At 72.5% G+C, this 22,060-nt stretch carries 20 protein-coding genes and 1 pseudogene; 13 read left to right on the top strand and 8 right to left on the bottom strand.

Features of this window, described 5'->3' with window-relative positions; translation table 11 throughout:
• Positions 1–96 precede the first annotated feature (96 nt).
• The gene (locus ACIRS4_RS31945) at positions 97–651 is read left to right on the top strand and encodes a hypothetical protein (protein ID WP_404202693.1); all 555 of its coding nucleotides are present in this window, start codon (positions 97–99) and stop codon (positions 649–651) included.
• Positions 652–665: 14 nt separating this feature from the next.
• On the opposite strand, the gene ACIRS4_RS31940 is transcribed toward ACIRS4_RS31945, so the two are convergent.
• From ACIRS4_RS31940 to ACIRS4_RS31925, 4 genes are read right to left on the bottom strand one after another with little or no spacing between them, the layout of a single operon-like run.
• Complete coding sequence (locus tag ACIRS4_RS31940; RefSeq protein WP_356682719.1) at positions 666–1,040, bottom strand: hypothetical protein; 375 nt, start codon at positions 1,038–1,040, stop codon at positions 666–668.
• Positions 1,016–1,561, bottom strand: coding sequence for a roadblock/LC7 domain-containing protein (locus ACIRS4_RS31935; protein ID WP_404202648.1), 546 nt, complete (start codon positions 1,559–1,561; stop codon positions 1,016–1,018). The genes ACIRS4_RS31940 and ACIRS4_RS31935 overlap by 25 nt, the downstream gene beginning before the upstream one ends.
• 34 nt (positions 1,562–1,595) lie before the next feature.
• Positions 1,596–2,420 (bottom strand): transcriptional regulator, encoded by an 825-nt coding sequence (locus ACIRS4_RS31930; protein WP_404202645.1) that lies wholly within the window; start codon positions 2,418–2,420, stop codon positions 1,596–1,598.
• On the bottom strand, positions 2,417–2,806 hold the full coding sequence (locus ACIRS4_RS31925; RefSeq protein WP_130442484.1) for a hypothetical protein: 390 nt from the start codon (positions 2,804–2,806) through the stop codon (positions 2,417–2,419). The genes ACIRS4_RS31930 and ACIRS4_RS31925 overlap by 4 nt, the downstream gene beginning before the upstream one ends.
• 444 nt (positions 2,807–3,250) lie before the next feature.
• Between ACIRS4_RS31925 and hutU the strand changes: the two genes are divergently transcribed.
• The 4 genes from hutU to hutI are packed head-to-tail and all read left to right on the top strand — an operon-like array spanning position 3,251 to position 8,893.
• Positions 3,251–4,915: a urocanate hydratase gene (gene hutU, locus ACIRS4_RS31920; protein WP_404202643.1), complete on the top strand. Its 1,665-nt coding sequence runs from the start codon at positions 3,251–3,253 to the stop codon at positions 4,913–4,915.
• 17 nt (positions 4,916–4,932) lie between these two features.
• Positions 4,933–6,225, top strand: a complete 1,293-nt coding sequence (locus ACIRS4_RS31915) for an allantoate amidohydrolase (RefSeq protein WP_404202691.1) — start codon at positions 4,933–4,935, stop codon at positions 6,223–6,225.
• Entirely contained in the window at positions 6,222–7,601 is a 1,380-nt protein-coding gene (locus tag ACIRS4_RS31910; RefSeq protein ID WP_404202641.1) for a formimidoylglutamate deiminase, read from the top strand. Before ACIRS4_RS31915 ends, ACIRS4_RS31910 begins: the two co-directional genes overlap by 4 nt.
• Positions 7,598–8,893, top strand: a complete 1,296-nt coding sequence (gene hutI / locus ACIRS4_RS31905) for an imidazolonepropionase (RefSeq protein WP_404202639.1) — start codon at positions 7,598–7,600, stop codon at positions 8,891–8,893. Before ACIRS4_RS31910 ends, hutI begins: the two co-directional genes overlap by 4 nt.
• Before the next feature lie 154 nt (positions 8,894–9,047).
• Here hutI and ACIRS4_RS31900 read toward each other — a convergent pair whose 3' ends face one another.
• The gene (locus ACIRS4_RS31900; protein ID WP_404202637.1) at positions 9,048–9,953 is read right to left on the bottom strand and encodes an RNA polymerase sigma factor SigF; all 906 of its coding nucleotides are present in this window, start codon (positions 9,951–9,953) and stop codon (positions 9,048–9,050) included.
• Between the two features lie 248 nt (positions 9,954–10,201).
• Between ACIRS4_RS31900 and ACIRS4_RS31895 the strand changes: the two genes are divergently transcribed.
• The 5 genes from ACIRS4_RS31895 to ACIRS4_RS31875 all read left to right on the top strand — a co-directional run bounded on the left by ACIRS4_RS31895 (position 10,202) and on the right by ACIRS4_RS31875 (position 15,170).
• On the top strand, positions 10,202–10,579 hold the full coding sequence (locus tag ACIRS4_RS31895; RefSeq protein WP_358798628.1) for an STAS domain-containing protein: 378 nt from the start codon (positions 10,202–10,204) through the stop codon (positions 10,577–10,579).
• Positions 10,580–11,010: 431 nt separating this feature from the next.
• Positions 11,011–11,493 (top strand): ATP-binding protein, encoded by a 483-nt coding sequence (locus tag ACIRS4_RS31890; RefSeq protein ID WP_404202635.1) that lies wholly within the window; start codon positions 11,011–11,013, stop codon positions 11,491–11,493.
• A 247-nt stretch (positions 11,494–11,740) separates the two neighbouring features.
• Entirely contained in the window at positions 11,741–12,490 is a 750-nt protein-coding gene (locus ACIRS4_RS31885; RefSeq protein ID WP_404202633.1) for a peptidase, read from the top strand.
• A gap of 41 nt (positions 12,491–12,531) precedes the next feature.
• Positions 12,532–13,779 (top strand): hypothetical protein, encoded by a 1,248-nt coding sequence (locus ACIRS4_RS31880; protein WP_404202631.1) that lies wholly within the window; start codon positions 12,532–12,534, stop codon positions 13,777–13,779.
• A gap of 119 nt (positions 13,780–13,898) precedes the next feature.
• A complete protein-coding gene (locus ACIRS4_RS31875) occupies positions 13,899–15,170 on the top strand; it encodes a hypothetical protein (RefSeq protein WP_404202689.1) in 1,272 nt (423 codons plus the stop codon).
• Between the two features lie 58 nt (positions 15,171–15,228).
• On the opposite strand, the gene ACIRS4_RS31870 is transcribed toward ACIRS4_RS31875, so the two are convergent.
• Positions 15,229–16,725, bottom strand: coding sequence for an oligopeptide:H+ symporter (locus ACIRS4_RS31870; protein WP_404202629.1), 1,497 nt, complete (start codon positions 16,723–16,725; stop codon positions 15,229–15,231).
• Positions 16,726–17,173: 448 nt separating this feature from the next.
• Here ACIRS4_RS31870 and ACIRS4_RS31865 point away from each other — a divergent pair, with 448 nt between their 5' ends.
• Positions 17,174–17,851 (top strand): response regulator transcription factor, encoded by a 678-nt coding sequence (locus tag ACIRS4_RS31865; RefSeq protein WP_404202627.1) that lies wholly within the window; start codon positions 17,174–17,176, stop codon positions 17,849–17,851.
• A 61-nt stretch (positions 17,852–17,912) separates the two neighbouring features.
• Positions 17,913–19,187 (top strand): ATP-binding protein, encoded by a 1,275-nt coding sequence (locus ACIRS4_RS31860; protein ID WP_404202626.1) that lies wholly within the window; start codon positions 17,913–17,915, stop codon positions 19,185–19,187.
• 28 nt (positions 19,188–19,215) lie between these two features.
• On the opposite strand, the gene ACIRS4_RS31855 is transcribed toward ACIRS4_RS31860, so the two are convergent.
• Positions 19,216–19,734, bottom strand: coding sequence for a GtrA family protein (locus ACIRS4_RS31855; RefSeq protein ID WP_404202625.1), 519 nt, complete (start codon positions 19,732–19,734; stop codon positions 19,216–19,218).
• Positions 19,735–19,954: 220 nt separating this feature from the next.
• Here ACIRS4_RS31855 and ACIRS4_RS31850 point away from each other — a divergent pair, with 220 nt between their 5' ends.
• Entirely contained in the window at positions 19,955–21,094 is a 1,140-nt protein-coding gene (locus ACIRS4_RS31850; protein WP_404202624.1) for a 5-(carboxyamino)imidazole ribonucleotide synthase, read from the top strand.
• Here the strand turns inward: ACIRS4_RS31850 and ACIRS4_RS31845 are convergent.
• Positions 21,084–22,026: pseudogene (locus ACIRS4_RS31845) on the bottom strand (RNA-guided endonuclease TnpB family protein); the annotation flags it as partial. The gene ACIRS4_RS31850 and the pseudogene ACIRS4_RS31845 sit on opposite strands and share 11 nt — an antisense overlap.
• Between the last annotated feature and the right edge of the window lie 34 nt (positions 22,027–22,060).

Here is a 22,060-nt window from a genome sequence, read left to right as displayed (position 1 = left end):
CCGTGCTCGACCAGCGTTCGGACGGGCGGGAGCGTCGAGGCGACGAGGAGGCGGGACGTGACACGCGGGGATCACAGAGCTCAGGGTCTGGCTCGGGTGGCCGTGGTGGTACGGGCGGGGGCCGGCCCCCTGTGGTGGGCCGGTGCGATCGCGGCCGGCGTCGGCGTCCTGCCGCCCGGCGTCACGGGCCGGCGGATCGGGGTACTGGCCGGGGCCGCGCTGTTCCTCGTCGCCGCGGCGGTGGTGGCGCTGACGCGGCGCGCGCGGTACGCCGATCTCGCGCGCGGCGCGGTCCGCGCGGGCCGGCACGACGTCCTCCAGGACCGCGGGGTGACCGTACGGGTGTGGCGCCGCGGCCACCGCTGGTGGCTGCTGCTCGCCTTCGCCGCCGCCCTGGGCAGCGCGTTCGCCGTGCCCGCCGCCGGGGGCCTGCTGCTCGCCGGGTGCGGTGCGGGGCTCCGGCTGAAGGCCGCCTGGCTCGGACGACGGGAGCGAGCCGGGGACGTGCTGCTGTGGGTGCGGGTCGACCGGCTCTCCGCGAACGGCGGCCGCCCCGCCGGCAAGGCGGTCGAGGTCTACCGCAGCACGGGCATCGCGGCGGGCGACGCGGCCCCCGGTGGAGCCCGCCGCCGCACCGCGGCACTCGTGTAGGCGCTGCGCGCTGCTCAGACCTCCAGGTCCTCCTCGATCTTGCGGAGCTGGTGGCGGGCCATCGCCAGGTTGGCCCGCTTGGCGTCCAGTACCAGGTAGAGGAAGAGACCGTTGCCGCCGCGACCGCTGATCAGCCGGATCAGGTGGTACTGGTCGGACAGTGTGATCAGGATGTCCTCGATCTGGGCCTTCAGCCCGAGGTGCTCCATGGTGCGCATCTTGGCGCGCACCACGTCGGTGTTGCCCGCGGCGGCCACGTTGAGGTCGAAGGTCTTCCCGCCGCCCAGCGTGCCCAGCGCCATGCCGCTGGTGTAGTCGACCAGCGCGACGCCGTTGGCGCCCTCGATGGTGGCCAGGGCTTCCTTCAGCGCGGTTTCGGTGTTGGCCATGGGTGGATCTCCTCGTTGTCCGTGATCTCTGGGTTCTGCCTGTGCTGGCTGTGCGGGCCGGGGTCGCCGGGCGGTCGCCCCGGCCGTCCGGTGGTCTGGCGGCGCGGGTTCCTGCTCCTCGGGGGCGCCGCCGTCCCCGTCGGAGCGGGGGGCCCGGCGTCGACCAGCTCCCCGATGCGGACGCCGGCCCGGCGGGCCTCCAGGTGCAGCCGGCCGACGTTGACACGGTCCTGCGCGAGCACCGTCAGCACGGCGCTCTTGCCCGCCGCGTAGGTGGCGACGTAGCCGTACATCCCGCGCACGAGCAGCTCGCGGAAGTCGCCCTGCCCGGTCGCGTCGGCCATCCGCACCGCCACACCGAGGGCCGTGGCGGTGAGCGCGGCCACGCTCTCGGCCTCCACGCCGGGCGTGTCGTGCGCCAGGACGAGCCCGTCCACGCCCGCCGCGAGCGCCCCGGTCAGCTGCGGCACCCGGGCCCGCAGCCGCCGCAGCTCGGCGCGGATGTCGGGCTCCGCCGCCATCAGCTCGCTCCTCTCGGCGCGCGGTCGCTGCCGTTCAAAGGGCCTCCAGCGCATCCCTGAGCCTCTTCAGCAACGTGATGTCGGGGTCGTTGACGCGCGGCAGGGCCAGGCCCGGCGCGGGGAGCGGGACGGGCGGCGGGAACTGGGCGGTGAGCAGGCCCGCCGCCGCCAGCCGGCGGACGTCCACCAGCGTCGCGAAGGCCTGCCGGCCCAGCTCGCGGGCGATGTCCGACGCGGTGCGCACGCCGTCCACCAGCGCCAGCACCGCGCGCTGCCGGGCGGTGAGCCCCGGTGCGGCGACGGGCTCGGCCGGCAGCAGCGGCGCGCTGTCCGGCAGCGGGTCGGGCCACAGCCGGTCCAGCAGCTCGCGGCGGCGCAGCGTCTCCCGCTCCACCGCGGCCACCGGCACCGGCCGCAGGACGCCGAACCAGTTGCCGGGTCCGTAGCGGAAGTGGCCCGGTGTGCTGCTCGGGGCGAGGGCGAAGTACGCCGCGTCGTACAGCGCTCCCAGATGGCACAGTTCCAGCGCGCCCCGGCCGATCCGGCCGGCCTCCAGCAGCAGTCCGGCGGCGCCCCGCTCCTCGTCGGCGTGCTCCACCGCCTCCCGCCAGACGCCGGGATCGACCGTGCCGTGCGTCAGCAGCAGCACCTCAAGGCCGGGGGAGTGGGAGCTCTCGGCGTGCACCACCCAGCCGTCGGCGAGGTAGATCACGCCGCGCTCGCGCTCCAGGACGCCGGTGGCGCGCTCGGCCGCGAGCCGGTTCAGCATCGGGGAGACCCCACCGCCGGCGCGGTCGCGGGCCGCCGCTCTGTCCCGCACCGGCAGCCGGGGCGGCGGGGTGGTGCCCACGACCGTCATCCCAGCACCAGCCGTCCGGCCATCTCGCCCAGCCGGATCCGGGCCAGGGCGAGATTGCCGTCCGGCCGGGCCAGCCACACGTGCAGGAACACACTGCTGTCGAAGGAGGTCGGTACGAACCGGAGGACGTGGTAGCTGTCCCGGTTGCTGATGATCAGGTCCTCCACCGGGGGGTCGGCGTCCGCGTCCGTCTCCGGGGTGAACGCCCGTTGCTCGGCCGTGAGCCGCGCGACCTCCGCGGCCTCGGCGGCCGCGGCCTCGTGGTCGCCGCCCGGGAACTCCCCGACCGCTCCCAGAGCCAGCCCGCTGGTCCAGTCGACCAGCGCGGCCCCCCGGGCTCCGGGCAGGCGCATGGCCTCCAGGAGGCACTCGTCGATTCCGGGCACCGTTGGCTCCCCTCCCGCCTGCGGTTCGGCTGAGTGAGGAAGAAGCTACGCAACGTGTCCGCTTGGAGGGAGTCTTCTGGCATTTTCCAGCGGAACATGCGCTTCGGTGACTAGTGTGGGTCGACTGACCCCGATTTCTCCCCGCCCGTTCAACACCGCGCCCGGGGCGTGCGCCAAGGGGGGTGCGGGAGTGTGCCGGGTGGTGAGGGGTGGCGCTGCGCGCCCCCGTTTTCCGAGTCCCCGCCTTCGTGCCTCCTGGCTCCCCCAGGTTCGTCCGCCGGAGCTCCCCGCCTCACGGCCGGCCCCTTTCCGTTCCCCGCCCTGCCCGGCTCGGGGGCTCCGTCATGCCGCCGACGTGTTGACTAGCCCTATTCAGACGTCCAGGATGTGAATAGACAAAGCAACACTCCGCCGGGACCATCCCATCCGCAAGGAGGCAGACCCATGTCAGGACCCCGCCCCGTACGAGCGCCCCGCGGTACGGAACTGAGCGCCCTGGGATGGCAGCAGGAAGCCGCCCTGCGGATGCTGCAGAACAACCTCGACCCCGAGGTCGCCGAGCACCCCGACAAGCTCGTCGTCTACGGCGGCACCGGCAAGGCGGCCCGCGACTGGCGCTCCTTCGACGCGATGGTGCGCACGCTCAGGACGCTCAAGCAGGACGAGACCATGCTCGTCCAGTCCGGTCGCCCCGTCGGCGTCATGCAGACCCACGAGTGGGCCCCGCGCGTCCTCATCGCCAACTCCAACCTCGTCGGCGACTGGGCCAACTGGGAGGAGTTCCGCCGCCTGGAGCAGCTCGGGCTGACCATGTACGGCCAGATGACCGCCGGTTCCTGGATCTACATCGGCACCCAGGGCATCCTCCAGGGCACCTACGAGACCTTCGCCGCCGTCGCCGCCAAGAAGTTCGGCGGCACTCTCGCCGGCACGATCACCCTCACCGCCGGCCTCGGCGGCATGGGCGGCGCGCAGCCGCTCGCCGTGACCATGAACGACGGCGTCGCGATCTGCGTCGACTGCGACCCCCGGGCCATCGAACGCCGTATCGAGCACCGCTACCTCGACGTACGGGCCGACTCGCTCGACCACGCCCTGCGACTGGCCGTCGAGGCGCGCGACGCCCGCCGCCCGCTGTCCATCGGCGTCCTCGGCAACGCCGCCGAACTGGTCCCGGAACTCCTCGCCATGGACGCCCCGATCGACATCGTCACCGACCAGACCTCCGCCCACGACCCGCTGGCCTACCTGCCCACCGGGATCGCCTTCGAGGACATGGCCGACGCCGCCGCCAAGGACCCGGCCGGCTTCACCGCCCGCGCGCGGGAGTCGATGGCACGGCACGTCGAGGCGATGGTCGGCTTCCAGGACGCCGGCGCCGAGGTCTTCGACTACGGCAACTCCATTCGCGGTGAGGCGCGACTCGCCGGCTACGAGCGGGCGTTCGCCTTCCCCGGTTTCGTCCCCGCCTACATCCGCCCGCTGTTCTGCGAGGGCAAGGGCCCCTTCCGCTGGGCGGCCCTGTCCGGCGAGGCCTCCGACATCGCCAAGACCGACAAGGCGATCCTCGACCTCTTCCCTGAGAACGAGTCCCTGGCCCGCTGGATCAAGCTCGCCGGTGAGCGCGTGCACTTCCAGGGGCTGCCCGCCCGTATCTGCTGGCTCGGCTACGGCGAGCGCGACAAGGCCGGCGAGCGCTTCAACGACATGGTCGCGAGCGGTGAGCTGGCGGCGCCGCTGGCGATCGGCCGCGACCACCTCGACTGCGGGTCCGTCGCCTCCCCCTACCGCGAGACCGAGGCCATGCTCGACGGCTCCGACGCGATCGCCGACTGGCCGCTGCTGAACGCCATGGTGAACGTGGCGTCGGGCGCGTCCTGGGTCTCCCTCCACCACGGCGGCGGCGTCGGCATGGGCCGGTCCATCCACGCGGGGCAGGTCTCCGTGGCCGACGGCACGAAGCTCGCCGGCGAGAAGATCCGGCGGGTGCTGACCAACGACCCCGGGATGGGCGTCATCCGGCATGTCGACGCCGGGTACGACATCGCGGAGTCGGTCGCCGACGAGCGGAACGTGCGGGTTCCCATGCGCGAGGGTGAGCCCGCGTGAGCGGCGGCGACCCGCAGATGAGGACGCAGACCTCGCCGCCGAACCCGGGCCCGGCCGCGACCGCCCGCCCCGGGACAGGCGCCCAGGCCTCCTTTCAGCAGATGTGGCGCGAGCTGGCCGCCATCGGGCGGCACCCCGGGTCCGGTGGCTACCGGCGTTACGCCTGGACCGGCGCCGACGCCGACTGCCGGGGCTGGTTCCGGGCGCAGGCCGAGGCGCGGGGGCTGACGTACGAGCTCGACCGCAACGGCAACCAGTGGGCCTGGCTGGGCGACCCCGCCGCCGGGGACGCCGTCGTCACCGGGTCCCACCTCGACTCCGTGCCCGACGGCGGCGCCTTCGACGGCCCCCTGGGCGTCGTGTCCTCCTTCGCCGCGCTCGACGAACTGCGCGGCAGGAACGCCCGGCTGGACAAGCCCCTCGCCGTCGTCAACTTCGCCGACGAGGAGGGCGCCCGCTTCGGGCTCGCCTGCGTCGGCTCCCGGCTCGCCGCCGGGCACCTCACCGTCGAGCAGGCCCATCGGCTGACCGACGGCGACGGCGTCACGCTGCCGCGCGCCATGGAGGCGGCCGGCTACGACCCCGACGCCATCGGAGCTGACCCGGAGCGGCTCGCCCGCATCGGCGCGTTCGTCGAGCTCCACGTCGAGCAGGGCCGCGCCCTCGACCTCAGCGGCGACCCGGTCGGCATCGCCGGCGCCATCTGGCCGCACGGACGCTGGCGCTTCGACTTCCGCGGCGAGGCCAACCACGCCGGCACCACCCGGCTGGCGGACCGCCGCGACCCGATGCTGCCCTACGCCGAGACCGTGCTCGCCGCCCGGCGCGAGGCGCGGCTCGCCGGGGCCGTCGCCACCTTCGGAAAGATCGCCGTGGAGCCCAACGGGGTCAACGCCGTCCCCTCCCTGGTGCGCGGCTGGCTCGACTCCCGCGCCGCCGACCGGACGAGCCTGGACCAGGTGCTCGCCGGCGTCGAGAAGGCGGCCCGGGAGCACGCCGCGGCCCACGGCGTCGACCTCGACGTCGTCCGGGAGTCGTTCACGCCCGTCGTCGAGTTCGACCACGCGCTGCGCGACGAACTCGCCCGCATCCTCGGCGAGCAGGTGGAGCCCGACCTCAAGGTCCCCGTCCTGGGCACCGGCGCGGGACACGACGCAGGGATCCTGTCGGGGAGCATTCCGACCGCCATGCTGTTCGTGCGCAACCCCACGGGCGTCTCGCACTCCCCGGCCGAGTTCGCCGCCGAGGACGACTGCGTGGCCGGGGTGCGCGCACTCGCCGACGTACTGGAAGGGCTGGCCCGCACGTGACCCCCGCACAGCCGACCCCCGCACAGCCGACACCCCCGCAGCCGGCACGGACGTACTGGCTGGAGCACGCCTGGCTCGGCACCCGCGTCGAGCCGGGCGTCGCCCTGTGGACGCGGGACGGCCGGATCACCGCCGTCCGCACCGACACCCCCGCCCCGCCCCCCGGCGCGGAGGTTCTGCGCGGCCTCACCCTGCCCGGCCTCGCCAACGCCCACAGCCACGCCTTCCACCGCGCCCTGCGCGGCACCGTCCAGGTCGGCTCCGGCACCTTCTGGACCTGGCGCGAGGTCATGTACTCCGTGGCCGACCGGCTCACCCCGGAGACCTACCACCGGCTGGCCCGCGCGGTGTACGCGGAGATGGCCCTGGCCGGCATCACCGCCGTCGGTGAGTTCCACTACGTGCACCACGCCCCCGGCGGCGCCCCCTACGCCGACCCGAACGCGATGGGCGAGGCCCTCATCGAGGCCGCCGCCGACGCCGGCATCCGCATCACCCTCCTCGACACCGTCTACCTCTCCTCCGGCTTCGGACAGCCGCCCAACACCCACCAGCTCCGCTTCTGCGACGGCAGTGCGGACGCCTGGGCCGAACGCTGTTCACTTCTCAAGGAACGGGATCACGCGCGGATCGGTGCGGCCGTCCACTCCGTACGGGCCGTGCCCGCCGACCAGCTGGCGACCGTGGCCCGGTGGGCCGAGGAACGCGGGGCCCCGCTGCACGTGCACCTGTCCGAGCAGACCGCCGAGAACGACGCCTGCCGCGAGGCCCACGGGTGCACGCCGACCCAGCTCCTCGCCGAGCACGGCGTCCTCGGCCGACGCACCACCGGTGTCCACAACACTCACCTCACCGACGAGGACATCGCCCTCCTCGGCCGCTCCGGCACCGGCACCTGCATGTGCCCGACCACCGAACGGGACCTCGCCGACGGCATCGGCCCGGCCGCCGCCCTGCAGAAAGCGGGCTCGCCGCTCTCCCTCGGCTCCGACAGCCACGCCGTGATCGACCTGCTCGAAGAGGCCCGCGCGATGGAGCTGAACGAGCGCCTTCGCACCCGGACCCGGGGCCACTGGACCGCCGCCGCCCTGCTGCGCGCCGCCTCAGCCGACGGTCACGCCGCCCTGGGCCGCGACGACGCGGGCACGCTGGCAGCGGGCGCGGCGGCCGACTTCACGACGATCGCCCTGGACTCGGTCAGGACGGCAGGGCCGCTTCCGCGACTCGGGGCCGAGACGGCCGTATTCGCCGCGTCGGCAGCGGATGTGACGCACACGGTCGTGGCGGGGCGGCACATCGTGCGCGACGGGGTGCACCGTCTTGTGCCGGATGTGCCGCGGGCCCTCGCGGACGCCGTCGCAGCCCTGCGCGGATGACGCCCCGCCGGCCGCTCCCGCGATCCGCTTCCGCCCCCGACCCCCATCCCACCGCCGACCAGGCCAGCAAGGACGCCATGAGCAACGCGACGACCGTCAGCCCCGCCCACTCCGCGAGCACCGCGAGCACGCTCATCACCAACATCGCCGCCCTGGTCACCAACGACCCCTCCCTGAGTGACAGCTCTCCCCTCGGACTGATCCAGGACGCGGCCGTCGTCATCGAAGGCGACCGTGTCGTGTGGACCGGTGAATCAAGCAAAGCACCCGCCACTGACAATCGGGTCGACGCCGGCGGGCGGGCGGTGATCCCCGGCTTCGTGGACTCCCACTCCCACCTCGTCTTCGCGGGCGACCGCACCGAGGAGTTCAACGCCCGCATGTCGGGCCGCCCCTACACGGCCGGCGGCATCCGCACCACCGTCGCCGCCACCCGCGCCGCCACCGACGCGGAACTGGAGGCGAACCTCACCCGCCATCTCGCCGAGGCGCTCCGCCAGGGCACGACGACCTTCGAGACGAAGTCGGGCTACGGCCTGACCGTCGAGGACGAGGCCCGCGCCCTGCGCCTGGCCGCCCGCCACACCGACGAGGTCACCTACCTCGGCGCCCACGTCGTCTCCCCCGAGCACGCCGACGACCCGGCCGCCTACGTCGCCCTCGTCACCGGCGAGATGCTCGACGCGTGCGCCCCGCACGCCCGCTGGATCGACGTGTTCTGCGAGAAGGGGGCCTTCGACGGCGACCAGGCCCGCGCGATCCTCACCGCCGGCAAGGCCAGGGGACTGCACCCCCGCGTCCACGCCAACCAGCTCACCTACGGCCCCGGCGTGCAGCTCGCCGTCGAGCTCGACGCGGCCAGCGCCGACCACTGCACCCATCTGACCGACGCCGACGTGGACGCGCTCGCCGACGGCGACACCGTCGCCACGCTCCTGCCCGGCGCCGAGTTCTCCACCCGCGCCGCCTGGCCGGACGCCCGCCGCCTCCTGGACGCCGGCGTCACCGTGGCCCTCTCCACGGACTGCAACCCGGGCTCGTCGTTCACCTCGTCCGTCCCCTTCTGCATCGCGCTCGCCGTGCGGGACATGCGGATGACCCCCGACGAGGCCCTCTGGTCGGCCACGGCCGGCGGAGCGGCGGCGCTGCGCCGTACGGACGTGGGCCGCCTCACCCCCGGCGCCTACGCCGACCTCGTCCTCCTCGACGCCCCCAGCCACGTCCACCTGGCCTACCGCCCGGGAGTCCCGCTGGCCTCCCAGGTCTGGCGCCGGGGCGTCCGCGTGGTCTGAGGCGTCCTTCGCCGCGCCCGGTGAGGCGTCCTTCGCCGCGGCCCGTGAACGCGGCTGTGCCCGGGCCGTCCGTCGTGGGACGTCCCGGGCACAGGCTGATGCGGGGAGGTGGTGAAGCACGGGAGGAGGTCGCTCCTCCGCGGTCAGGAGGAGGTCACTCCTCCACGGTCAGGCCCTTGCGGAGCCGGACCAGGGTGCGGGAGAGCAGCCGGGAGACGTGCATCTGCGAGATGCCGAGCTCCTCGCCGATCTCCGACTGGGTCAGACCGGCCACGAACCGCAGGGAGAGGATCTGGCGGTCGCGGGGCGCGAGCTCGGCGATCAGCGGCTTCAGGGACTCGACGTACTCGATGCCCTCGATGCCGTGGTCCTCGTAGCCGATGCGGTCCGCGAGGGCGCCCTCGGTGTCGTCCTCCTCGGGCTGGGCGTCCAGCGAGGAGGCGGTGTAGGCGTTGGAGGCGGCCATGCCCTCGACGACCTGGTCGTTGGAGATGCCGAGGCGCTCCGCAAGCTCGGCCACCGTGGGGGCGCGGTCGAGCTTCTGGGCCAGTTCGTCGCCGGCCTTCGCCAGGTCGAGCCGCAGCTCCTGGAGCCGGCGCGGCACGCGCACGGACCACGAGGTGTCGCGGAAGAAGCGCTTGATCTCGCCGACGATGGTTGGCATCGCGAAGGTGGGGAACTCCACACCCCGGCTGAGCTCGAAGCGGTCGATCGCCTTGATCAGGCCGATCGTGCCGACCTGGATGATGTCCTCCATGGGCTCGCTGCGGGAGCGGAAGCGGGAGGCGGCGAACTTGACCAGTGCGAGGTTCAGTTCGACGAGGGTGTTGCGGACGTACGCGTACTCGTGCGTCCCTTCCTCCAGCGACTCGAGGCGCTCGAAGAGGGTCTTGGACAGGGCGCGTGCGTCGACGGCGCCCACCTCGTCGTACGGGGGGATCTCCGGGAGCCCGGCGAGTGCGTCGGCGGGCTCGAGACCCGGCGCGAGAGAATTCGGATCGTCCGGAGGGAGTGTCGACGTCGCCTTGGGGGTATGCGGTGCGTCGAGCCGGGGTGACATGATGTCCTCCATCGTTCTCGGCATACGGCTGCCGAAGCCTGTGCGTGCACTGCGGTGTGCGGCGCCTCCAAAGCCGGCCGTGTCGGATACGTGTTCCTCTAGCCCTATCGGCTTTACTCGACCGATCGCAAGTGCGTTCTGGTAGGTTATGTCCGTTTGTGGGTGATTGTTCGGCTGTTGGAGTGCGGATCGAAGGCGTAGTGTTCGAGGGCGTCAGGTAGCAGTCACGACCTCGGGAGAGACACGGCATGGACCGCGGGACGGTCGGCAGCGCACAGTCTGGCCGGCTTCTGGTGGAGGTGCGGGAAGAGGGCTCCAGCGCCGTCGTGACCCCGGCCGGTGAGTTGGATCACCACACGGCCGAATTGTTGCGTGAGCCACTCGACGACTGCCTCGCCAAGGGCATCAGCCGGCTGGTGGTGGACTGCTCACGGCTGGAGTTCTGCGACTCCACTGGGCTCAACGTCCTGCTCGGCGCCCGCCTGAAGGCGGAGGCCGCCGGAGGTGGGGTGCACCTCGCGGGCATGCTGCCCGTGGTGGCCAGGGTCTTCGAGATCACCGGCGCGGACGCCGTCTTCACCGTGCACGACACGGTCGAGGCGGCCCTCGCCGACGGGGACGGCTGACCCGTCCGCGGCCGGGCGGCCCGAGGCCGTCTCCGGCGGCTCGGGCCCGGTTCCGGGCCGCCTCCCGGGGGGTTCGTGCGACCGGCCGAACGAGTGCCGTTCCGCGCGTCGCGGCGCCGTGCGACCGGCGGCCGGGTCACCTCCGGGCGAACAGGGGGTGTTCCGCCGGTTCCGTCGGGCAGGAGACATCCTGAACGTGCATGTAGGCGGCAACGGTATGAGAAGGGGACGGGGGCGGGATGCGCAGACCGACCGTGCGGCGGCCGCTGAGCGTGTGTACTGGTTCCTGCACGCTCGAAGTCGGAGACCACGTGAGTCATACGGGCCCTGCGGGCCGTGTGATTCATGGGGACCATGTGAGTCGTGTGAACCGCGTGAGTGAAGTGAATCGTGTGAACCATGTACTGGTGAATCGGTGAGGTGAAGCGCTGATGAGCACCACCCGGCCTTGCTCGCCGGGCGACCGCGGCCATGAGCCCAGCGGCGCTTCCGGGGCGTCGACGGGCCGCCAGGTCCGCAGGCTGAGCTTCGACGGCGCGAGCGGGGTCGTTCCGATGGCGCGGGACTTCGCCCGCCAGGCGCTGTACGCGTGGGGCTGGCTGCCCGCCGCCACCGCCGACCAGCGGGCGGCCGCGGAGGACGTGCTGCTCGTCGTCTCCGAACTGGTCACCAACGCCTGCCTGCACGCCGAGGGGCCCGAGCAGCTGCTGCTCGGCTGCGACAACAAGGTGATCCGCGTCGAGGTCTCCGACCGCGGCGCGGGCCAGCCGGCCCCCCGCAACCCCCACCGCGCGGGCCGCCCCGGCGGCCACGGCATGTTCATCGTCCAGCGCCTGTGCCTCGACTGGGGAGTCGTGCGCGCACCCGGCGTCACCGGCAAGACGGTCTGGGCGGAACTGGGCGCCCCGGCCTGACATGCCCCGCCCGGCCCTCTGCGCGGGGGCCGGCGTCGGAGCCCCGGTTCGGTGCGGGAGGACGCCCCCGGGTCCGTGGCTCCGTCCCGTCGCGCCCCACGCGCCCTCGCGCGGGGCGGGCGCAACTCCGGTGTGTTCCTCCCCTTCCTTCCTCACGGTGCCCGGCGTACCTTGACGGCCCTGTCTGATGCACCGTCAGCAAATGGCGGAAGACGAACGACGAGCGCCTGTCGGGAATGAGGGGACCGTGTCGTACCGGAAGCGAACCGCCGCGCTCGCGACTGCCGCGGCTCTGGCCGGCCCGGCGGTGTGGGCGGCCGCCCCCGCGGCCAGCGCCCAGGTCGTCGACGTCAACTACGCCTGCAAGACGCCCATCGGCGACAAGAGCGCCCTCTCGCCCATCGACATCAAGGGCGTGGCGAGCGGCGGCGTCTACAAGATCACCATGTCCTGGCAGAAGGGCGTCTCCTCCAGCCCCGTCGAGCTCGGCAAGGGCGCGATGAGCCCGAGCGCCACGATCCGGCTGGGCGGCGCCGACAGCGGCACGATGACCGTCACCGGTCCCGCCAACCAGGCGGCGATCCCCGCCCAGACCCCCATCAAGATCAACGACCTGAGCGGCACGTACACCCCGAAGAAGACCGGCAAGGTCACCTTCACGCCCGGGGTGCTCACCATCAAGGCCCTCGGCACGACCACCACCTGCACCCCCACCAACAGCCCCCGGCCGGCCCTCACCCTCGACGTGACGGCGAAGGACGGCGGCGGGTCGACGGGCGGCAGTACGGGCGGCAGTACGAGCGGCGGCAGCACGGGCGGCGGCAGTACGAGCGGCGGTTCGACAGGAGGCGGCGGCACCACGCCCGACGGCGGCGGCTCCCTCCCGCGGACCGGCCCCGAGGACTCCGCGATCGCCCTCGCCACCCTCGGCGGCACCGTCCTCCTCACGGGCGCGGCGGGCGCCCTCTGGCTGACCCGGCGGACCCGCACGCCCTGATCCCACGCGCACGTGCCCCCGTACGACCGTTGGAGCCGCCGATGCCGTACGAAGACGGAGGGCGAGCCGGCCTGAACGGCGAGCCGCGCACCCCACGCCGGACGCCGCGCCGGACGGCGTCGGCCCTGGCCGCCCTGGCGCTGGCCCTGTTGCCGGCGTCCGTGCCGGCGCCCGCCCGGGCCGAAGCGGCCGCAGCGGCCGGGCAGCCCACCGTGCGGCTGTCCGTGCCCCAGCCGGGCGCGGGCGGCTCCCTCACCGTGACCGGCGGCGGCTGGCGGCCGCACGCACTGCTGACGCTGCTGATCTGTGGACAGGCCACCCCGGCCAGGGGCGTCCTCGGCGGCACCAACTCCTGCGCCAACGCGGACGGCCGGGCCGTCACCACCGACGCCGACGGCCGGTTCAGCCGCGCGCTGCCGGTGTCCGCGCCGCCCGCGCCGTGCCCCTGCGTGGTGCACGTGGCCACTGCCACCGGGCCCGAGGCCCGGGCCGACGCCGCCCTCCAGGTGGCCGGCCACCCCGTGCGGCCGCTGCCCGCCGAAGCGGGCAAGGGACGCCTGACGGTCCTCACCGACCCCTTGCTGAAGGGCTCCGACGGGCTGCTCACCTGGTTCGGCGCGCCGCCCGCCCGCACCCTGACGTTCACCGTCGGCAACGTCGGCGTCGGGGCCGTCAAGGACCCCGTGTTCGAGATCGGCACCGCCCACGGGGTGTTCGCGCCGCAGTGGGACGAACGGCAGTGGCGCGGCGCCGTCGCCCCCGGCGGCAAAACCCGCGTCGAGATCCCCGTCGAACTCGCCGCCGGCGCCCACGGCGACTACACCGTCTCGCTGAGGTACGGCGGCAAGGTCCTCGACGAGCAGCCCTGGAGCGTGGGCCGGCCCTGGGGCGTCACCGTGTTCTGGGTCCTGCTCTGCCTCGTCGTGCCGGCCGCCGTGTTCCGCGTGGGCATGGCGGTGGTGAACCGGGCGCGGCCCCGCCCGGGCAGCGCGCGCCGCGGCACGTCCGCGGCCGCACGGCGCCGCCGTGGGACGGCCGGGACGGTGAACCGCGGGCCGGGCTTCCCGGCGGACCCGCCCGCACGGTCCCCGGGAAGGCTCGGAGCCGGCTTCCCGCGCCCGCAGTGGCGCGACCGGGCCGCCACCGCCGAACAGCCGCCCGCGCAGGCCTCGACCCTGCCGTGGTTCGCCCCGGACGCCGGTCCGGGCGCGGCGGGCGGGCTCCGCGCACCGCACGACGACGACCACCCGACGAGTTCGACGACGCCCGGCAGGAAGGGACCCCCGTGAAAGAGCGCGAGAGAGCCGTACCGGGAGCGGCGGGACCTGCGGGGCAGGGGCCGGGAGCGGCGTCGTCCGGGACCGCGCCGTCCGTGCGGCGCCGGGCCGCCGTCGCGGCGGCCGCCGTCCTGACCGGCGGGGTCGCCGTACTGCTGGGCGTGGCCGTCCCGCCGGCGCAGGCCGCCGAGGTCTCCTACGCCACCCGCTGCATCCCGCCCTCGGGCATCGGCCTGCCCCCGGTCGACGGCACCACCAAGGTCGAGATCACCGCGCCCGCCACGGCGAAGGTCGGCGACACCGTCGACGTCGTCTGGAGGTTCACGCAGGCCGCGTCCAAGAACCCCGACATCATCGATCTGCCGGCCGACTCGGTCCAACCGTCCGGCACCCTCAAGGCGGCCGGCGCGCAGAGCGCGGACATCGCGATGCGGGGGCCGCGTGAGAACCCGCCCGTCCCCAAGGGCGGCGCGATGGTCCTGGCCGCCATGAAGGGCTCCCTCAAGCTGACGACGGCGGGACAGATCACGCTCACGCCGGACGCGTACGTCGTCAACGCCCTGTCGACGGACACCAGTTGCGCACCCACCCAGCAGGTGCAGCCCGCGGCGACCATCACCGTGACGGCCGGAAGCGGGAGTTCGTCCGGCGGCACGGGCGAGCCGTCCCACACCGGGACGCCGAGCCACACTCCGACCAGGCCGACCTCGCCGTCCCCGCCCGCATCCGCGTCGACCTCGCCCCCGCCCTCCGGCGGGAGCGGCGGGCAGACCGACTTCACCGGCAAGGTGGTGAACGTCCCCTACACCTGCCAGTCACCCATCGGGCAGAAGAAGGCGACCTCGCCCGTGCACATCAACGCGAAGAAGAACGGCGGGAGTTACGACCTCACCGTGCAGTTCAAGAAGTCGGTGATGGACAGCCCGATCGACATCCCGGCGAACTCGGTGAAGCCGGCCATGCAGGTGGTGCTCGGCGGGGCCGACAAGGGCTCGGTCACCGTGGAAGGGCCGAGGAACTCCGCGCCGATCAAACAGGGCGCCCCGATCGAGATCCCCGACCTGACCGGCGTCTACAAACCCGGGGCGACCGGTGAGGCCACCCTCTCGCCGGGCGTCCTGACCATCGACGCCCTCGGCACCAGGACCACGTGCACCCCGGACAGCACGTCCGTCTCGCTCACCCTGGACACCACCGAGCAGGCGAGCGGCGCGAGCGGTGCGACCGGCGGCAGCGGCTCCTCGTCGTCCACGGCGGGCGGCGCCTCCACCACCGGCGGCCTCGCCGAGACGGGCGCCGGCGAGCACGCCACCCTGAAGGCCCTCGGCCTCGTCGCGGGCACGGCCGTCCTGCTGGGCGCCGCGGTCTTCACGTACCTGCCGGGACGCCGGCGCACTCGCTGAGACGCGCGGAGGGCCGCCCCCGCGAGTGCGGGAACGGCCCTTCCGAAGGGACGCGACGTCAGTTGACGTCGCCCATGAGCTCCTTCACGCGCTTGCGGTACATCCACACCGCCACGCCCGCCACGACGGCGAGCACGGCCTCAAGGGCCACGATGCCCGTCTTGTTGAGGTCGACGCCGGCGATGGAGAGCAGACCGGTCGTGGCGTCGCCCGCGGTGACGGCCAGGAACCAGACGCCCATCATCTGGGAGGCGTACTTGGCGGGCGCCATCTTCGTGGTGACCGACAGGCCGACCGGGGACAGCGTCAGCTCGCCGACGGTCTGCAGGAAGTAGATGCCGACCAGCCACATCGCGGCCGCCTTGTGACCGCCGTCGGCGATCCCCAGCGGGGCGAGGAAGAGGAAGAAGGACGCACCGATCAGGACCAGGCCCATGGAGAACTTCACCGCGGTGCTCGGCTCCTTGCCGCGCCGGGCGAGGGCCAGCCACGCCCAGGCGAACACCGGGGCCAGCGCCATGATCATGATCGGGTTGACCGACTGGTACCAGGAGACCGGGAACTCCCAGCCGAGGACGCTGTTGTCGGCCGAGGAGTCGGCGAACAGGGAGACCGTGGAGCCGCCCTGGTCGTAGATCATCCAGAAGACGGCCGCGGCCACGAAGAACCAGATGTACGCCGACATCTTCGACTGCTCGGCGCGGTCGAGCTCCTTGTCCCGCTTGATGCGGGCGATGACCGCCACCGGGATGATCAGACCGGCCAGCGTGATCGGGACCAGCAGCCAGTTCAGCGTGTAGTGGCCGGAGAAGCCGACGACCGCGTAGAACACCGACGCGACGGCCGCCCACAGCGCGGACTTGCGCAGCGTGGACGCCTTCTCCTCGGCGGACATCGGCGTCGGGACGACGTCGGAGCGGGCGTCCAGGTGGCGGCTGCCGAGCAGGAACTGGACGAGGCCCAGCGCCATGCCGAGCGCGGCGAGCGCGAAGCCCAGGTGCCAGTTGACGTTCTCGCCGACGGTGCCGATGATCAGCGGCGCGGCGAACGCGCCCAGGTTGATGCCGATGTAGAAGACCGTGAAGCCGCCGTCGCGGCGCGGGTCGTCCGGACCGTCGTAGAGGTGGCCGACCATCGTGGAGATGTTGGCCTTCAGCAGACCGGAGCCGATCGCGACCAGGCCGAGGCCGGCGTAGAAGGTGCCGGCGCTGGGCAGGGCGAGGGTGAGGTGGCCCAGCATGATGACGACGCCGGCGACGGCGACGGTCTTGCGGGGGCCGAGGACGCGGTCCGCGAACCAGCCGCCCGGAAGGGCGAGCAGGTACACGAGCGACAGGTACACCGAGTAGATCGCGGTGGCGGTCGCCGCGCTCAGATGCAGGCCGCCCGGTGCCACCAGGTACAGCGGGAGCAGGGCCTTCATGCCGTAGTAGGAGAAACGCTCCCACATCTCGGTCATGAAGAGAGTGGCCAGTCCGCGGGGGTGGCCGAAGAAGGTCTTCTCGGAGCCGGGGGTGCCCGGGCGGGCCGAGTCCTTCGTCAGGCTGGACGCCATGGTCGTTCCTTGCTGGTCGGGACGCATGCGTGATGCGTTACGCGCCCGGTTGGGGCGGCCGGCGCCGGCGTCGGTCCGCCACAGGTCATTCCTTCGAGGACCGGCCGCAGCCGGCCCGCACACAAAAGAGACCTTCAGCGTCGGATGTGTGCCAAAGGTCCCCGCGGTGCTACAGGCGTTCTTTCACCATACGGCAGCACACTGCCGGATATGGAAGGACTTGAGACACGGATCACAGGTGAGAAGGGAACCGTGAGCGGGTATTCCAAGGTCCATTCCAGGATGGCATCCCCGGACCCCAGGTCCGTACCAAGTGCGGCCGACCGGGGGAGAGAAGACCGCCGACGGCTGTCCGGCTTGTAGGGGTCGCCCCTGAGTTGTCCCTGAGTAAGAATTCGGGGCCACCGTCACACCTCTGGCCCTGCCGCCCGCGGACTACCATCTGCTCATGACCCGAGTACTGCTCGCCGAGGACGACGCGTCCATCTCGGAGCCGCTGGCCCGCGCCCTGCGCCGGGAAGGGTACGAGGTCGAGGTGCGTGAGGACGGCCCGTCCGCGCTGGACGCCGGGATACAGGGCGGCGTCGACCTGGTCGTGCTGGACCTCGGTCTGCCCGGCATGGACGGCCTGGAGGTGGCGCGCAGGCTGCGGGCCGAGGGCCACGCCATCCCCATCCTCATCCTCACCGCCCGCGCCGACGAGGTGGACACCGTCGTCGGCCTGGACGCCGGCGCCGACGACTACGTCACCAAGCCCTTCCGCCTCGCCGAGCTGCTCGCCCGGGTCCGGGCCCTGCTCCGGCGCGGCTCCACCGAACCCCAGCAGCCGCCCGCCACCCACGGGGTGCGCATCGACGTCGAGTCGCACCGCGCCTGGATGGGAGACGAGGAGCTCCAGCTCACCGCCAAGGAGTTCGACCTGCTGCGGGTACTGGTACGCGACGCCGGACGCGTGGTCACCCGGGACCAGCTGATGCGCGAGGTGTGGGACACCACATGGTGGTCGTCCACCAAGACGCTGGACATGCACATCTCCTGGCTGCGCAAGAAGCTCGGCGACGACGCGGCGAACCCCCGGTTCATCGCCACCGTGCGGGGCGTGGGCTTCCGGTTCGAGAAGAGCTGAACGCCCCGCCGGGGCGGGGCACCCGCGTCCCGTCCCGTGAAGTCACCGCCCGGAGGGCCCCGTGCGTCGCCGTCTGATCCAGTCCACCCTCGCCGTCGTGCTCGTCGTGATCGCCGTGTTCGGGGTCTCCCTCGTCATCGTCGAGACCCGCACGATCAGCAACAGCGCGCAGGAACGCGTGGACCTGGAGGCGGCGCGGCTCGCCAGCATCGTCGACAGCCGGCTCCTGGGCGCCGGAAGCGTCGACGCCGAGGTCCTGAGCGATCAGCTCACCCAGGAGCGGTACGCCGTGATCCGCATCCCCGGCAAACCCGCCATCGAGGTCGGCTCCCGGCCCGACGGCGACGTCATCCGCGGCGACGCCCGGGGCGAGGAGGGCGAGAGCGTCGTCGTGGAGGAACCGCGCTCCTCCGTGACCCGGGAGGTCGGCCGCACGTTCCTGATCATCGCGCTGGTGGCGCTGCTCGCCGTGATCGCCGCCGTGCTCCTCGCCATCCGCCAGGCCAACCGGCTCGCCTCCCCCCTCACCGACCTCGCCGAGACCGCGGAACGCCTCGGCTCCGGCGACCCCCGCCCCCGCCACAAGCGCTACGGCGTCCCCGAGCTGGACCGCGTCGCCGACGTCCTGGACGCCTCCGCCGAACGCATCGCCCGGATGCTCACCGCCGAACGCCGGCTCGCCGCCGACGCCTCCCACCAGCTGCGCACCCCGCTCACCGCCCTGTCCATGCGCCTGGAGGAGATCACCCTCACCGACGACCCGGACACGGTGAAGGACGAGGCGACGATCGCGCTCACGCAGGTGGAACGCCTCACGGACGTCGTCGAGCGCCTGCTGACCAACTCACGCGACCCCCGCACCGGCTCCGCCGTCACCTTCGACCTCGACGAGGTCATCCAGCAGCAGCTCGCCGAGTGGCGCCCCGCCTACCGCAGCGCCGGCCGCGCCATCGTCAGCTCCGGCAAACGCCATCTGCGGGCGGTCGGCACACCGGGCGCGGTCGCCCAGGTGCTGGCGGCCCTGATCGAGAACTCCCTGATGCACGGCGGCGGCACCGTCGCGCTGCGCACCCGCGTCACCGGCAACCAGGCCGTCATCGAGGTCACCGACGAGGGCCCCGGCGTCCCCGCCGACCTGGGCGCGCGGATCTTCGAGCGGGCCATCAGCGGCCGCAACTCCACGGGCATCGGCCTCGCCGTCGCCCGCGACCTGGCGGAGGCCGACGGCGGCCGCCTGGAGATGCTCCAGGCCCAGCCCCCGGTCTTCGGCCTGTTCCTGTCCCGCACGGCCCCCTCGAAGAGGCCCGCGGTGGACGACGAGCCCACGGTGCGCTGACCGGGCAGCGCCGTGGCCGTGGCCCGTCTCAGCCGACCCGCTGCCTCGCCTGCGGCGTGCGCGACTCCTCCGCGAGCAGCGACTGAGCCCCGTCGACCGCCTCCCGCGCGGGCATCGCCCGGAACACCCACGTCCGGTACGACCAGAACCGGAACAGCGTGGCGACCCCGATCCCGACGAACTTGAACACGTTGTTCTGCAGCGGGCTGTTCCACCCGAACCCGTACGTCGCGAGGTACAGCAGACCGTTCTGGATGACCATCCCTACCGCGCTGAACAGCAGGAACAGGCTCATCTCCCGCGTGCGCCCGCTCTTGTCCAGAGCGCGGTCGCGGTAGGTGAAGTACCGGAAACCGACGTAGTTGAAGGCGATGGCGACCACGGTCGATATGACGCTGGCCCGCACCACCTGGAGATCGGTGACATGCCGGACGAGGTTGAACACACCGAGATCGACGAGGAGCCCCGCCCCGCCCACCGCGCCGAACTTGGCGAACTCGCGGACGAGTCTCTGCAGCCGTCCTCCCCCCGAGGAACCATGTCCCATGGTCGTACAGGCCCCCGTCCGGGTGTCGGTGTCGTCAACCCCGCCATGCTAACCACCCCACCTTCAGGTTTCCTGTGGTGCCGCTCACCGGACCGGCTCACCGCGGAAAGAAGCCGGAAAGGAGCCGGGAAGCGACGGGTAAGAGACCGGAAAGAGGCGGTCCGGCTCCGTTCGGGAGGCGCGGAATCCGGCCGTCGGGCGTGGCCGATACCCTAGGGGCGTGACGTTCCCGGTAGTCGGCATGGTCGGCGGAGGTCAGCTCGCTCGTATGACACACGAGGCGGGCATCCCGTTGGGCATCAGGTTCAAGCTCCTCAGTGACACCCCCCAGGATTCGGCGGCCCAGGTGGTGAGCGAAGTCGTCATCGGCGACTACCGCGACCTGGACACGCTGCGCGAGTTCGCGCGGGGCTGCGATGTGATCACCTTCGATCACGAACATGTCCCCACCGAGCATCTACGGGCGCTGGAAGCGGACGGCATCCCCGTCCGCCCCGGCCCCGACGCGCTCGTGCACGCCCAGGACAAGGGGGTGATGCGCGCCAGACTCAGCGCCATCGGCGTGCCCTGCCCGCGCCACCGCATCGTCGCCGACCCGGCGGACGTGGCGGCCTTCGCGGCGGAAGGGGACGGCTTCCCCGTCGTCCTCAAGACCGTCCGCGGCGGCTACGACGGCAAGGGCGTGTGGGTGGTCGACTCCGCCGAGGAGGCCGCGGACCCCTTCCGCGCGGGCGTCCCCGTCCTCGCCGAGGAGAAGGTCGACTACGTCCGCGAACTCGCCGCGAACGTCGTCCGCTCCCCGCACGGCCAGGCCGTCGCCTACCCCGTCGTGGAGTCCCAGCAGGTGGGCGGCGTCTGCGACACCGTCATCGCCCCCGCGCCCGGCCTCGACGAGGACCTCGCCCTGAGGGCCGAGGAGATGGCCCTCACCATCGCCAAGGAACTCGGCGTCGTCGGCCACCTCGCCGTGGAGCTGTTCCAGACCCGCGACGGCCGCATCCTCGTCAACGAACTCGCCATGCGCCCCCACAACTCCGGCCACTGGTCCATGGACGGCGCGGTCACCAGCCAGTTCGCCAACCACGTCCGCGCCGTCCTCGACCTCCCGCTCGGCGACCCGCGCCCGCGCGCCAAGTGGACCGTCATGGTCAACGTCCTCGGCGGCGACTACCCCGACATGTACTCCGCGTACCTGCACTGCATGGCCCGCGACCCCCAGCTCAAGATCCACATGTACGGCAAGGACGTGAAGCCCGGCCGCAAGGTCGGCCACGTCAACACCTACGGCGACGACCTCGACGACGTGCTGGAACGCGCCCGTCACGCTGCCGGCTACCTGAGAGGCACGATCACCGATTGACCTCGGCCCCTCCCCAGGGAGGGGTCCGTCGCGGCTCGCGCCGTGACCTTTCCTGCTTCATCGCCGACTGCCCGCCCGGAGGAACTCCGTTGGGGTCTTACACCGGCTCCACAGGCCGACACCGCCAGCCCGGCGGCCAGAAGGATTTTTGCGGCGTTGTGGTCCCGGTCGTGCTGGGTGCCGCAGCCTTCGCACGTCCATCGGCGGACGTTCAGAGGCAGCTCACCGCGGATCAGGCCGCATGTGGAGCAGGTCTTGCTCGACGGGAAGAAGCGGTCGATCGCGATCAGCTCGCGCCCGTACCAGGCGCATTTGTATTCCAGCAGGGAGCGCAGCTCCGTCCACGAGGCATCGGATATCGCACGTGCGAGAGGCCGGTTGCCGAGCAGGTTGCGGACGGTCAGATCCTCGATCACGATCGTTTGGTTCTCACGAACGAGTCGAGTGGTCAGTTTGTGGAGGAAGTCTCGGCGCCGGTCGGCGATCCTCGCGTGGATGCGCGCCACCTTGACGCGTGCCTTCTCCCGGTTCTTGGAGCCCTGGGCCTTGCGGGAGAGTGCTCGCTGGGCCCTGCTGAGGCGGGCTCGGTCCTTCCGCTCGAATTTCGGATTGGCGATCTTCTCTCCGGTGGACAGGGTGAGCAGACTGGTGAGTCCTGCGTCGAGTCCTACGGCTGCGTCCGTGGTGGGTCCGGTGTCGACCCTGCTTTCGACGAGCAAGGAGACGAACCAGCGTCCTGCCCTGAACGCCGCGTACGCGCTCTGCAGATGCCGCAACGACTGCTGCAGCGGCACGGAGGAGACCTCTGTCAGAAAACCGTGCTCCTCGGTCCTCTTCCACTCTGTGAGCATCGCAGACGTCTCCACGTAGGAGACCCTGCGCTGTTCCAGCGTCCATGCCCTAGCCTCCTCGATGTAAGCCTGTCTGGCGATCTAGGAAACCTGCTGGACGACGACCCGGACGGCG

This window comes from Streptomyces sp. NPDC101166 (assembly GCF_044768125.1).
GTDB lineage: Bacteria > Actinomycetota > Actinomycetes > Streptomycetales > Streptomycetaceae > Streptomyces.
The sequence above is the reverse complement of the archived record's forward strand: the minus strand, read 5'-3'. Positions and strand labels throughout refer to the sequence as shown.

What these genes read in the sequence shown, in the direction of transcription:
- ACIRS4_RS31940 (WP_356682719.1), bottom strand. Translation starts at nt 1,040, where the DNA reads ATGGCCAACACCGAAACCGCGCTGAAGGAAGCCCTGGCCACCATCGAG.
- ACIRS4_RS31935 (WP_404202648.1), bottom strand. Translation starts at nt 1,561, where the DNA reads ATGGCGGCGGAGCCCGACATCCGCGCCGAGCTGCGGCGGCTGCGGGCC.
- ACIRS4_RS31930 (WP_404202645.1), bottom strand. Translation starts at nt 2,420, where the DNA reads ATGACGGTCGTGGGCACCACCCCGCCGCCCCGGCTGCCGGTGCGGGAC.
- hutU (WP_404202643.1), top strand. Translation starts at nt 3,251, where the DNA reads ATGTCAGGACCCCGCCCCGTACGAGCGCCCCGCGGTACGGAACTGAGC.
- ACIRS4_RS31915 (WP_404202691.1), top strand. Translation starts at nt 4,933, where the DNA reads ATGAGGACGCAGACCTCGCCGCCGAACCCGGGCCCGGCCGCGACCGCC.
- hutI (WP_404202639.1), top strand. Translation starts at nt 7,598, where the DNA reads ATGACGCCCCGCCGGCCGCTCCCGCGATCCGCTTCCGCCCCCGACCCC.
- ACIRS4_RS31900 (WP_404202637.1), bottom strand. Translation starts at nt 9,953, where the DNA reads ATGTCACCCCGGCTCGACGCACCGCATACCCCCAAGGCGACGTCGACA.
- ACIRS4_RS31895 (WP_358798628.1), top strand. Translation starts at nt 10,202, where the DNA reads ATGGACCGCGGGACGGTCGGCAGCGCACAGTCTGGCCGGCTTCTGGTG.
- ACIRS4_RS31890 (WP_404202635.1), top strand. Translation starts at nt 11,011, where the DNA reads ATGAGCACCACCCGGCCTTGCTCGCCGGGCGACCGCGGCCATGAGCCC.
- ACIRS4_RS31880 (WP_404202631.1), top strand. Translation starts at nt 12,532, where the DNA reads ATGCCGTACGAAGACGGAGGGCGAGCCGGCCTGAACGGCGAGCCGCGC.
- ACIRS4_RS31870 (WP_404202629.1), bottom strand. Translation starts at nt 16,725, where the DNA reads ATGGCGTCCAGCCTGACGAAGGACTCGGCCCGCCCGGGCACCCCCGGC.
- ACIRS4_RS31865 (WP_404202627.1), top strand. Translation starts at nt 17,174, where the DNA reads ATGACCCGAGTACTGCTCGCCGAGGACGACGCGTCCATCTCGGAGCCG.
- ACIRS4_RS31855 (WP_404202625.1), bottom strand. Translation starts at nt 19,734, where the DNA reads ATGGGACATGGTTCCTCGGGGGGAGGACGGCTGCAGAGACTCGTCCGC.